The sequence below is a fragment of the Mesorhizobium sp. ESP6-5 genome (assembly GCF_020164695.1).
Lineage (GTDB): Bacteria > Pseudomonadota > Alphaproteobacteria > Rhizobiales > Rhizobiaceae > Mesorhizobium > Mesorhizobium australicum.
This window is the reverse complement of the sequence record NZ_JAIUGR010000003.1, coordinates 411,711-423,983: the sequence shown is the minus strand read 5'-3', so window position 1 is coordinate 423,983 and position 12,273 is coordinate 411,711. Positions and strand designations below refer to the sequence as shown.

Annotated in this window: 9 protein-coding genes; 6 read left to right on the top strand and 3 right to left on the bottom strand. The window is 64.4% G+C overall.

Annotation, left to right across the window (positions count from 1 at the left end):
- The first annotated feature begins 38 nt into the window (after positions 1–38).
- The 3 genes from LB524_RS06640 to LB524_RS06630 all read left to right on the top strand — a co-directional run bounded on the left by LB524_RS06640 (position 39) and on the right by LB524_RS06630 (position 3,177).
- Positions 39–962, top strand: coding sequence for a sulfite exporter TauE/SafE family protein (locus LB524_RS06640; RefSeq protein ID WP_015319313.1), 924 nt, complete (start codon positions 39–41; stop codon positions 960–962).
- Positions 962–1,750: a TIGR02186 family protein gene (locus tag LB524_RS06635; protein WP_140614750.1), complete on the top strand. Its 789-nt coding sequence runs from the start codon at positions 962–964 to the stop codon at positions 1,748–1,750. The genes LB524_RS06640 and LB524_RS06635 overlap by 1 nt, the downstream gene beginning before the upstream one ends.
- A gap of 170 nt (positions 1,751–1,920) precedes the next feature.
- On the top strand, positions 1,921–3,177 hold the full coding sequence (locus tag LB524_RS06630; protein ID WP_140660670.1) for an Hsp70 family protein: 1,257 nt from the start codon (positions 1,921–1,923) through the stop codon (positions 3,175–3,177).
- Between the two features lie 8 nt (positions 3,178–3,185).
- Here the strand turns inward: LB524_RS06630 and LB524_RS06625 are convergent, their stop codons facing one another.
- Positions 3,186–4,082, bottom strand: a complete 897-nt coding sequence (locus LB524_RS06625) for a LysR family transcriptional regulator (RefSeq protein WP_015319316.1) — start codon at positions 4,080–4,082, stop codon at positions 3,186–3,188.
- 278 nt (positions 4,083–4,360) lie between these two features.
- Between LB524_RS06625 and LB524_RS06620 the strand changes: the two genes are divergently transcribed.
- Genes LB524_RS06620 through LB524_RS06610 form a run of 3 tightly spaced genes read left to right on the top strand, consistent with a single transcriptional unit; the run spans position 4,361 to position 8,964 of the window.
- The gene (locus LB524_RS06620) at positions 4,361–7,291 is read left to right on the top strand and encodes a molybdopterin oxidoreductase family protein (RefSeq protein ID WP_224524527.1); all 2,931 of its coding nucleotides are present in this window, start codon (positions 4,361–4,363) and stop codon (positions 7,289–7,291) included.
- A complete protein-coding gene (locus LB524_RS06615; RefSeq protein WP_224524525.1) occupies positions 7,288–8,022 on the top strand; it encodes a 4Fe-4S dicluster domain-containing protein in 735 nt (244 codons plus the stop codon). The genes LB524_RS06620 and LB524_RS06615 overlap by 4 nt, the downstream gene beginning before the upstream one ends.
- Positions 8,023–8,028: 6 nt before the next feature.
- Positions 8,029–8,964, top strand: coding sequence for a dimethyl sulfoxide reductase anchor subunit family protein (locus LB524_RS06610; RefSeq protein WP_224524522.1), 936 nt, complete (start codon positions 8,029–8,031; stop codon positions 8,962–8,964).
- Between the two features lie 3 nt (positions 8,965–8,967).
- Here the strand turns inward: LB524_RS06610 and pdeM are convergent, their stop codons facing one another.
- On the bottom strand, positions 8,968–9,684 hold the full coding sequence (pdeM, locus tag LB524_RS06605) for a ligase-associated DNA damage response endonuclease PdeM (RefSeq protein ID WP_140722891.1): 717 nt from the start codon (positions 9,682–9,684) through the stop codon (positions 8,968–8,970).
- Positions 9,681–12,215, bottom strand: a complete 2,535-nt coding sequence (locus LB524_RS06600) for a ligase-associated DNA damage response DEXH box helicase (protein ID WP_224524519.1) — start codon at positions 12,213–12,215, stop codon at positions 9,681–9,683. The genes pdeM and LB524_RS06600 overlap by 4 nt, the downstream gene beginning before the upstream one ends.
- Positions 12,216–12,273 lie beyond the last annotated feature (58 nt).

Here is a 12,273-nt window from a genome sequence, read left to right as displayed (position 1 = left end):
CTTTATTCGCCGACAGGCAAACTGATCGAGACAGACGGGTGGGCATCTATCTCCCGATCGCGGAAATTTCCGTCAACGTCTTCGTGCTGCTGGCCATGGGCGCCGCGGTGGGCTTCCTGTCGGGCATGTTCGGGGTGGGCGGCGGCTTCCTGATCACGCCGCTCTTGATCTTCTACAACATCCCGCCGGCGATCGCGGTCGCCACCGGCGCCAACCAGGTTATTGCTTCTTCCGTCTCCGGCGTGTTGTCGCACATGAAGCGAGGGACGCTCGACTTCAAGCTCGGCAGCGTGCTTCTGGCCGGCGGCGTCGTCGGCTCAACCGGCGGCATCTATGTGTTCGGCTTCCTGCGCAGGCTCGGCCAGCTCGACCTGTTCATCTCGCTGCTCTACGTCGTGCTGCTCGGCACCGTCGGCGGGCTGATGCTGGTCGAGAGCATCAACGCCCTGCGCGCCACGCGCAGCGGCGCGGCACCGGTGCTGAAGAAATCCGGCCAGCACAACTGGATCCACCGCCTGCCGCTGAAGATGCGCTTCCGCGCGTCGAAACTGTTCGTCAGCGTCATTCCGGTGCTCGGGCTTGGCGCCGGCATCGGCTTCCTGTCGTCGATCATGGGTGTCGGCGGCGGCTTCATCATGGTGCCGGCGCTGATCTATCTCTTGAAAGTGCCGACCAATGTCGTCATCGGCACCTCGCTGTTCCAGATCATCTTCACCTCCGCCTATACGACGCTGGTTCACGCCACCACAAACCAGACCGTCGATGTGATGCTGGCATTCCTGTTAATGGCCGGCGGCGTGGCTGGGGCGCAATATGGCGCCAAGGCCGGCCAGCGGCTGCGCGGCGAGCAATTGAGGGCGCTCCTGGCGCTGCTGGTGCTGGCGGTGGCGATCCGGCTTGCCACCGATCTGTTCGTCACGCCGCCCAACCTTTATTCGCTGTCCGGCCTGGGCCTCAACTGATGAATGGCCTGAAAGCGCTCGCAGCCGTCGCTCTCCTGTCCCTGATCGCCGCCGCGCCGGCGAAGGCGCAGACGCCGCTGACGGAAGGCATCCAGATCGGCCTTTCCACCGACGCGGTGTCGATCACCGCCGGTTTTTCCGGCGCCGACCTGACCATCTTCGGTTCGCTGGAAAATCCCGACCCGCTGGTCGCACGCCAGGGCCGTTACGACGTCATCGTCGTGCTCGAAGGGCCGCCGAAACCGGTGGTCGTGCGCCGCAAGGACCGGGTGCTGGGCGTCTGGGTCAATTTGGATTCCGAGACCTTTGAGAACGTGCCGGTGTCCTATTCGGTCGCGACGACGCGGCCGCTGCAGGACATCACCGAACCCAACAGCTACAAGCAGCTGTCGCTCGGCGCCTCCAACCTCTACATGCAGCCCGCCGAAGCCGGAGACAGCCCGGCGACGATCGAGGAATTCACGGCCGCACTGCGCGAACGCAAGGCCGCCGCCGGCCTCTACAGCGAGAATGTCGGCGGCGTGCAATTCCTGTCGCAGAACCTGTTTCGCGCTACCGTCAGGCTGGCGCCTGATGTCTCGGTCGGCACGCACAAGGCGCGCGCATTCCTGTTCAAGAGCGGCCTATTCGTCAAGGAGAGTTCGGCGCAGCTCGAAATCCGCAAATCGGGCTTCGAACAATCGATCTTCCGCGTCGCCCACGACTATTCGTTCCTCTACGGCGTGTTCGCCGTATCGCTGGCCATGGTGACGGGCTGGCTCGGCCGGCTGGTGTTCCGCAAGGATTGATGCCGCGGGAAAAGAGGGTTCCCCTTTTCGCCGCCATGCGATAAACCGCCGCCTCCCAACCCAGGGGCAAACAAGCACATACCGTTCGCCAGGAGCGGTCCGGCATCCCGATGACAGCGGCGACGCGTCGCCGCTGTTTTGCCGCCATGAAACAATGACAGGAGGCTGCGATGCATCAGGCATTCGGCGGCATCGACTTCGGCACGTCCAATTCCACGGTGGGCGTCATCCGCAACGGCAAGGCGCGGCTGGTCCCGCTGGAGGGCGGGCAGCCCACTTTGCCAAGTGCCGTGTTCTTCAATTTCGAGGACGGCCATACTTATTTCGGCCGCCGCGCGATCGGCGACTATACCGACAGCATCGAAGGCCGCCTGATGCGCTCGTTGAAGAGCGTGCTCGGCAGTTCGCTCGCCCACGAGAAGACGCGGATCAAGGCACGCCAGATCGGCTTCATCGACATTATCGGCCTGTTCATCGGTCATCTGAGGACGCGGCTGGAAGAGGACGCCGGCGGCGTGGTGGAGAGCGTGGTGCTCGGCCGCCCGGTGCAGTTCGTCGATGACGACGCGCAAGCCGACGCGGAGGCGCAAGGCGAACTCGAGAAGGCTGCCCGTGCCCAAGGCTTCAAGCATATCGCTTTCCAGTTCGAGCCGATCGCGGCGGCGCTCGATTACGAGCAGAAGGTGACACGCGAGGAACTGGCGCTGATCATCGACATGGGCGGCGGCACGTCCGACTTCTCCATCGTGCGGGTCTCGCCGGAGCGCGCGCGATCGACCGATCGCAAGGACGACATCCTGGCCAGCCGCGGCATCCATATCGGCGGCACTGATTTCGACCGGCTGCTGAGCATCGCCCATGTCATGCCACAGCTCGGCTACCTCTCCGCGACCAAGGACGGCAAGCGCAATCTGCCGGCCAGCTACTTCATCGATCTCGCCACATGGCAGCGCATCAATCTGGTCTACACCGCCAAGGCGATGACGCATCTGCGCCAGATCCGCTACGAGGCCGCGCGCGCCGACCTGGTCGACCGCTTCATCCATATCGTCGAGCACCGCTACGGGCACGCGCTGGCGGCGCTGGTCGAGAAAGCCAAGATAGAGCTGACCGACATGTCATCGGCGGACGTGGCGGTGAAGCTGCCGGGCGCGGCGTTCGCCGCCGGGATCACACGCGACGGGCTGGAGGCCACGATCGCTCGGGACATCGAGCGGGTTACCGAAACGGTGGCGCAGACCATCCGCGACGCCGGGGTCAAGCCCTCCGACATCACCGCGGTGTTCCTGACCGGCGGATCGACGGCGATCCCGCTGGCAAGGCGGGAAATCCTGTCGCTGGTGCCGCGGGCTTCCGTCATAGAAGGCGATATGTTCGGATCGGTCGGACTCGGCCTGGCGCTCGATGCGCAGCGGAAGTTCGGCTGAACCTACCCCTACGTAGTCCCGTTCGCCTCCGCGGCCAGATGCGCCTTCAGCGCCATCTGGGCCAGGCTTGCCTGACGGTCGCGGTGGGTGATCATGGCGAAGTCGCGCTTCGGCAATTCAATCGGCACGGCTCTCAGGCTCCCCTCGGCGACCGCGCGCCCGACCACCAGCTCCGAAATGATGGTCGCGCCGGCACCCGCCTCGACAGCTTGGCGAACCGCCTCGTTGCTGGGCAGCACCAGGAATATCCTGAGGTCGGCAAGCGAAATCCCCTCGCGGCGCGCCAGATCCTCCAGCACCTCACGCGTGCCGGAGCCGCCCTCGCGGATTATCCAGCGCAGGCCGGTGATGTCAGGGCGGCCCGGCGCGGTTTCGGCGATCTCTGGATGGGAGCTGGCAACGACCAGCATCAACCGGTCGGTATCGACCTTGACGCGGCGCAATAAGTCGGACTCGGTGCGCCCTTCGACCAGGCCGAGATCGGCGGTTCCATCCAGCACGCTGGCCTCGACCTGCCTTGTGTTGCCGATGGTGACGCTCAGCCTGACGGCCGGATAGGCCTCGTGGAAAGAGGCCAGCCGGCGCGGCAGCCAGTAACTGGCGATGGTCAGGCTGGCGGCGATGGAGAGGCTGCCGGCGACCGTCTGCGAAACATGTTCCAGGACATTGCGCGCGGCGGCGGCCCGCTCCAGCACGGCCTTGGCCTCCGGCAGAAACCGATGGCCGGTCTGAGCCAGCTCGATGTTGCGGCCGACGCGGTTGAACAGATGGACACCATGCTGCTCTTCCAGAGCGCGAATGGCCGCCGACGCGGCCGATTGGGAAATGCCCAGAAGCTCCGCCGCCTTGGTCATGTGGCCGCGCTCTGCGACGGCGACGAAAATGCGCAACTGGTCGAGGGTCATGCCTGCATTAAGAACCAATATCGATCGAATTTACAAGAACAACTGATTAGACGGATCGATAGCTTTATTCTACTTTTCCTGCGGAATTTAGAAAAAATTAGCCTGCAGGTCGCAAAGAGCAAAATGATCGGGCGGTTCAGATCCCTGCTTGCGCATTGGAGCCGCGGTATAAGGCGACGGCTGGCCGGCGACCGCTACCATCCCGAAGAACATTATATGCGCGGCCCCGGGCCGAAGACGCGAGCCAAATCCGCTGACCGCGCGAGCACCACGGGATCATGATGCAAGGACCGCCGCGCGGCGCCAATTCAGCCCCCTCGCAACGCCCGCTTGCCGACACGCGGGCGCCCGATGAAGGCGACGGTGTCGACACCTCGCCTGATGTTTCCGACAGCATCGCCAAGACGACCTGCTACATGTGCGCCTGCCGCTGCGGCATCGACGTGCACATCAAAGACGGCAAGGTCCGCTACATCAACGGCAACAAGGATCATCCGGTCAATCGCGGCGTGATCTGCGGCAAGGGCAGCTCCGGCATCATGCAGCACTACAGCCCGGCCAGGCTGAAGAAGCCATTGCTGCGCACCGGGCCGCGCGGCTCGGGTGAGTTCCGCGAGATCGAGTGGGAGGAGGCCTTCTCGATCGCCACCGAGCGGCTGTCGAATATCCGCCGGACCGATCCTAAGAAACTCGCTTTCTTCACGGGCCGTGACCAATCACAATCTCTTACAGGGTGGTGGGCGAGCCAGTTCGGCACGCCGAACTTCGCCGCTCATGGCGGCTTCTGTTCGGTGAACATGGCGGCGGGCGGGCTCTACACGATCGGCGGCTCGTTCTGGGAGTTCGGCGAGCCCGATTGGGACAACACGAAATACTTCATGCTGTTCGGCGTTGCCGAGGACCATGATTCCAATCCGATCAAGATCGGACTGGGCAAGCTCAAGGCGCGCGGCGCCAAGGTGGTGTCGATCAATCCATGCCGGACCGGCTACAATGCGATCGCCGACGACTGGATCGGCATCCGGCCCGGCACGGACGGCCTGTTCGTGTTCGCGCTGATCCACGAGCTCTTGAAAGCCGGCCGCGTCGATCTCGATTATCTGCTCCGCTACACCAACGCGCGTGTCCTGGTTATCCAGGAGCCGGGCGCGGCCGATGACGGGCTGTTCATGCGCGACAGCGACGGCAATCCGCTGGCATGGGACAGAGTGGCGACGACCTCCGTCAACGCAGTCGATTCAAATGCCAAACCGGCACTGACCGGCAGCTTCACAGTCGACGGGCGCAGGTGCCTTCCCGTGTTCCAGCTGATCGCGGACCGCTACATGGACGTCAGCTATTCTCCCGATGCGGTCGCGGAGCGTTGCGGCATCCCGGCCGGAACGATCCGCCGGATCGCCGCCGAACTGGCCCATGTCGCCTTCGAGCAGGCGATCGAACTGCCGGTGGCATGGACCGATTGGGCCGGGCGCCGGCATCAGACGATAAAGGGACGGCCGGTTTCGATGCATGCCATGCGCGGCATCTCGGCCCATTCCAACGGCTTTCACACCTGTCGCGCCATCCACCTGCTGCAGGTTCTGCTGGGCACGGTGGATGTGCCGGGCGGCTTCCGCTTCAAGCCGCCCTATCCCAGGTCGGCGCCGCCAGGCCCGAAGCCCTGCGGCAAGGATGTCAGGCCGATGACGCCGCTCGACGGCATGCCGCTCGGTTTCGTCTGTGGACCCGACGATCTGCTGGTCGACGAAGCGGGCACGCCGCTACGCATCGACAAGGCCTATTCCTGGGATTCGCCGCTTGCGGCGCATGGGCTGATGCACACAGTCATCCGCAACGCCTGGGCCGGCGATCCCTACCCGATCGACACGCTGATGATGTACATGTCGAACATGGCCTGGAATTCCTCGATGAATACCGTCGAGACCATGGCCATGCTCACCGACCATGACGAAGCGGGCAACTACAAGATCCCCTTCATCATCTATTCCGATGCCTACTACTCCGAGACCGTGCCGTTCGCGGACCTGGTCCTGCCCGACACCACCTATCTCGAGCGTCATGACTGCATCAGCCTGCTCGACCGGCCGATCAGCCATGCCGATGGGCCGGGCGACGCCATTCGCCATCCGGTCGTCGAGCCCGACCGCGACGTCAGGCCCTTCCAGTCGGTGCTGATCGACCTCGGCGCGCGGCTTGGCCTGCCCGGCTTCGCCGATGACGAAAGCTCGCCGAAGTACCGCGACTATGCCGACTACATCGTCAATCATGAACGCACGCCCGGCATCGGCCCGCTCGCAGGCTGGCGCGGCAAGGACGAAAACTCGATCGGCAAGGGCGACGTCAACCCCAACCAGTTGCAACGCTACATCGACAATGGCGGGTTCTGGCACCACGATTTCACCGAGGACCAACGCTATTACAAGATGGCCAACCGCTCCTATCTCGACTTCGCGGTGCAACTGGGCTTTATCCCCAAGGCCGAGCCGATCGTCTTCCAGCTCTATTCCGAACCGATGCAGCGTTTTCGGCTGGCCGCGCGTGGTCATGGCCGGGTGGTGCCGCCCGAAAGCGAACGCAAGCGCGTCGAGACCTACATGGACCCGCTGCCGTTCTGGTACATGCCGTTCGAGGAAGCGTCCGTCGACCAGGAAGAATACCCGCTGCACGCGCTGACGCAGCGGCCCATGCACATGTACCATTCCTGGGGTTCGCAAAATGCGTGGTTGCGGCAGATCACCAGCCAGAACCGGCTGTTCGTGCATCAGCAAACCGCCGCCGGGCTCGGCCTTGGCGACGACGACTGGGTGTGGATCGAGAGCATCAACGGCAGGGTCAAGGGGCAGATCAAGCTGGTCGAAGGGGTCAACGAAAGCACGGTGTGGACCTGGAACGCGATCGGCAAGCGACGCGGCAGTTGGGGGCTGAAAGACGATGCCGCCGAAAGCAATCGCGGCTTCCTGCTCAACCACATCATTGGGGACCAGACCTTGGCCGACGCGCAGGGCAAGCGTTATTCGAATTCCGATCCGGTCACGGGACAGGCGGCGTGGTTCGATCTGCGCGTGCGCATCGTCAAATGCGCGGCGGAGGAGGCCGGCTTCACCGAGCCGCAATTCGAGCGTTTTCAACAGCCGCCGCATTTCGAACCCTCGCCCGACAAGCTCACTTTCGGCGCCGGGTTTCGGCAGGCAAGAGAGGCAACCGAATGACCTGTCTTCCAAATCCAGGCGGCAAGAAGCTCGGCCTCGTCATCGACCTCGACACCTGTGTCGGCTGCCAGGCCTGCGTCACCGCTTGCAAGGAATGGAACACCGGCGGCCACATGGCGCCGCTGACCGACATCGACCCCTATGGCGGCCATGTCGACGGGGTCTGGTTCAACCGCGTGCACAGTTACGAGCACATCACCGAGATGGGTGGGCGCACGGTCAACTTCCCGCGTTCCTGCCTGCATTGCGAGACGCCGGCCTGCGTCACCGTCTGCCCGACCGGCGCCTCCTACAAGCGCGCGTCGGACGGCATCGTGCTGATCGACGAGGACAAGTGCATCGGCTGCAAATTGTGCAGCTGGGCCTGCCCTTACGGCGCGCGCGAATTCGATGGCGATGTCGGGGTGATGAAGAAATGCACGCTCTGCGTCGACCGCATCTACAACGACAACCTGGCCGAGGGGGACCGCGTGCCGGCCTGCGTCGCCGCCTGCCCGACCAGCGCCCGGCATTTCGGCGACCTCGGCGATCCCCAATCCCCCGTTTCGCAACTGGCGGCGGAGCGCGGCGGTGTCGACCTGATGTCCGAACTCGGCTATCGCCCGACCAACAAATACCTGCCCCCGCGCGCTCACACGCAACGCGCCGCATCGGTGATCGCTCCCGCGCTGGAGCCGCTACGGGCCGAGGGCGGTTTCCTTGGCTGGGTCGACCGCATGCTTTCGAGCTGACCATCCATGCATCCGGCTTTTTCCGTCGTCTTCTTCACCACCGCCACGGGTGCCGGCTATGGGCTGCTCGCGCTGCTGGGCGTGCTCGGCCCGGCCGGCTTCGTCGCGCCCGATTTCTGGCCGGGCTTCGTCGGCATGGGGCTGGCGCTCGGCCTGATCGCCGCCGGCCTGTTGTCATCGACCGGCCATCTCGGCAGGCCCGAACGGGCCTGGCGGGCGTTCTCGCAATGGCGCAGCTCATGGCTGTCGCGCGAAGGCGTTGCCTCGGTCGCCACCTTCGTCCCGGCGGGACTGTTCGGCATCGGCTGGGTCCTTCTTGGCCGGGTCGATGGATGGGTCGCTGCTGCCGGACTTCTTGCCGCGATTGGCGCCATCGTCACCGTCTGCATGACCGGCATGATCTATGCCTCGCTGAAACCGATCGCCCAGTGGCACAGCCCCTATACCTTGCCCGGCTATCTCATCTACTCGGCGATGAGCGGCTGCGTGCTTGTGAATGCCCTGCTGCAAGGTCTTGCGCTCGGCTCGACTATTCTCCTTGCAGCTTCCGTGCTGCTCACCTTGCTTGGCTGGGGCTGGAAGCTCGCGACCTGGCGCCACAACGACCGGCTTGAAATCCCGACCAGTGCCAACACCGCGACGGGGCTGACCGGTGGGACGGTGCAGTCGCTGGAGTGGCCGCATACGGAAGAAAACTACCTGCTCAAGGAAATGGGCTTTCGCATCGCGCGCAAGCACAGCGCCAAGCTGCGCCGGATCACGCAGGCGCTGGCCTTCGGTTTGCCGATCCTGTTGCTGCTTGCCGCCTTCGCCTTGCCGTGGCCGCTCGCGGCGGCGCTATCGGCGCTGGCCGCGATCGCCCAGTTTGCCGGCATGCTGGTCGAACGCTGGCTGTTCTTCGCCGAAGCGAAGCACACGGTCATGCTCTATTATGGGCGATAGATATCAGCCTGGCCGCAGCATCGAGTGCGAGATGGCGAAGATGCGCTCGGTGCCGAGCATGTAGGCCATCAGCGACTCCAGGCGAAACAGCCCGGCATAGGCGCGGTCGAGCACGTTGAGCGAACCGGTATAGGCGCCGAAGGCCGGCATGATCATGCGGCCGCCATCGCCGGCAAAGCAGCGCCTGCGCACCGAGCGGCCTTGTTGCACGATACGGGCGCAGGGATGGAGGTGGCCCGATATTTCCCCCTCTACCCTCACCTTCGATGGCTCATGCCGGAACAGCAGCGAGCCTATGGCCAGTTCCCGCACGGTCTCGCCAGGCAGATCCGCCGGCGCTTCGGGGTCGTGATTGCCGGCGACCCAGAACCAGTCACGGCCTGCCATCTGCGCTTCCAGCCGTTCGCGAAAGCTCGAATGCATGCGCGCTGCGCCGCCACCGTCGTGGAAGGAGTCACCCAGGCTGATGACGATCGACGGCTGGTAGTCCGATATGACCGCCTGCAGCCTGAGCAGGGTCGCGCCAGTATCGTAGGGCGGGATGAGCGTGCCGCGCCTTGCCAGGGACGACCCCTTCTCCAGATGCAGGTCCGATACCGTCAGCAGCTTGAGCTCGGGGAAATACAGCACACCGCGCGGATCGCAGACCGCGCGCTCGCCCGCGATGCCGACGAGATCGGCCTCGGCGATCAGCGATGCGCGCGCCAGCGAGAAATTCATTCATCAACCATCCCGGGCCCCATGGCCTCTTCGACCAGTGTCGCCGCATCCATAAGCAGCGTTTCATCGGCCTCGCCGTTCACCGGCATCTTGCCGATCTCGAGCATGATCGGCACGGCAAGCGGCGATATCTGTTCGAGCGCCTTATGCATGATTCGACCCTGGATGCGCGAGAGCATGTCCGCAAGTCTGCTGACATCGAGCAGGCCGGTCGCCGCATCGGCACGCGTCGCCTGAAGCAGGATGTGGTCCGGCTCATGGCTGCGCAGCACGTCGTAGATCAGGTCGGTCGACACGGTGACCTGCCGGCCGCTCTTCTCTTGGCCGGGGTGGCGTTTTTCGATCAGGCCCGAGATCAGCGCGCAATTGCGGAAAGTGCGCTTGAGAAGCCAGCTGTCGGCCAGCCAGGCTTCGAGATCGTCGCCCAGCATGTCCTGATCGAACAGCGCGCTCAGTGAAGGTTTCCTGGCTTTGAACATCGCGCCCATGTCGCCCAGCGACCATATGGCCAAGGCATAATCAGTGGCGACAAAGCCGAGCGGCCTGACGCCCGCCCTGTCGAGGCGACGGGTGAGCAACATGCCAAGCGTCTGGTGCGCCAGCCTGCCCTCAAAGGGATAGGCGACCAGATAATGGCGATTGCCACGCGGAAAGGTCTCGATCAGCAAATCGTCGCGCTTGGGCAGCATGGATTTGTCCGACTGGAACCGCAGCCAGTCGGCCACCTGCTCCGGCAGCTTCTTCCAGCGCTGCGGATCGTCCAGCATGATGCGGACCTGCTCTGCGAGGTAGGTCGAGAGCGGGAACTTGCCGCCGCCATAATATGGCACCTTGGCGTCGCTGCCGGGCGCGTTCGACACGAAGCACTCATTCTCGCGGATGCCCTCGAAACGCAGCACCTTGCCGGCGAACATGAAAGTATCGCCATGCGTCAACGTTTCGAGGAAGGCCTCCTCGATCTTGCCGAGCACGCGGCCACCGTGCGACGCCGCGCCTTTGCTGCCGGCCTTGACGTAACGCACGTTGAGGGCGGGCACCTCGATGATGGTGCCGACATTGAGCCTGTATTGCTGGGCGACGCGCAGATTGGAGACGCGCCACAGTCCATCCTTGTTGAGGCGGATGCGGGCGTAACGCTCATAATTCTTTAGTGCATAGCCACCGGTGGCGACGAAATCGATGACACGGTCGAAGGTCGGCCGATCGAGGCCGGCATAGGGTGCCGCCGTTCGTACCTCCTCGTATAGGTCATCAGCGCGGAACGGTGCGCCGCAGGCGCAGCCGAGCACATGCTGGGCCAGCACGTCGAGCCCGCCATTGACCAGTGGCGGCGTATCCTGCGCGCCGAGATAATTGGCGTCGAGTGCGGCCCGGCACTCCAGCACCTCGAAACGGTTGGCGGGGATCAAAATCGCCTTGGACGGCTCATCCATGCGGTGGTTGGCACGGCCGATGCGCTGTGCCAACCGGCTGGCGCCCTTCGGAGCACCGACATGCACGACCAGATCGACATCGCCCCAGTCGATGCCGAGATCGAGCGTCGATGTGGCGACGATGGCGCGTAGCGCGTTCTCGCCCATTGCCTTCTCGACGCGCCGGCGCTGGGCGACGTCGAGCGAACCATGATGCAAGGCGATCGGCAACGTGTCCTCGTTGACGCGCCACAACTCCTGGAACAGCAGCTCCGCCTGGCTGCGTGTGTTGACGAACAGCAAGGTCGTCTTGTGGCGCTTGATCTCGCGGTAGATTTCCGGCGTGGCGTAGCGCGCCGAGTGCCCTGCCCACGGCACGCGCTCCTCGGAATCGAGGATCGAGATTTCGGGCTTGGCACCACCCGTCACAGTGATCAATTCCGCCATGTCACCCGGTGGGTTCTGGCTGACAAGCCAGCGCCGCAACTCGTCCGGCTCGGCCACCGTCGCCGACAGGCCGATCGTCTGCAGGCCAGGGACAAAGCTGCGCAACCGCGCGAGGCCGAGCGCCAAAAGATGGCCGCGTTTCGACGTCACCAGCGAATGCAATTCGTCGAGCACGACATAGCGCAGATCCTCGAAGAAGCGTCTCGCGTCGCCTGCCGCGATCAACAGCGCCAGTTGCTCCGGCGTGGTGAGCAGAATGTCGGGCGGCGCAAGCTTCTGGCGCTGGCGCTTGTGGGCGGGGGTGTCGCCGGTACGCGTTTCGATGGTGACGGGCAGACCGATCTCCGCGACCGGCTTGCCGAGATTGCGCTCGATGTCGACGGCCAGTGCCTTCAACGGCGAGATGTACAGCGTGTGGATGCCGCGCCGCGCCTGGCCTGGTTTTCGCTTCGGCCTGACGGCCAGTTCGGTCAGCGACGGCAGGAAGCCGGCCAGCGTCTTGCCGGCGCCGGTCGGCGCGATCAGCAGCACCGATTGCCCGGCCTGGGCCTTCGCCAGGAGCTCTATCTGATGCGCGCGTGGCGACCAGCCTTTCTCGCCGAACCATTTCAGGAATGGCTCGGGCAGGACGACTGCGGCATTCTGGCCGGCGAGGCGGGGCTCAACTGTCACGCGCCAGAGGTAGCGCGGCGACAGGCAATCGCCAAGCAGATTCGGAACAAAAGGGGAT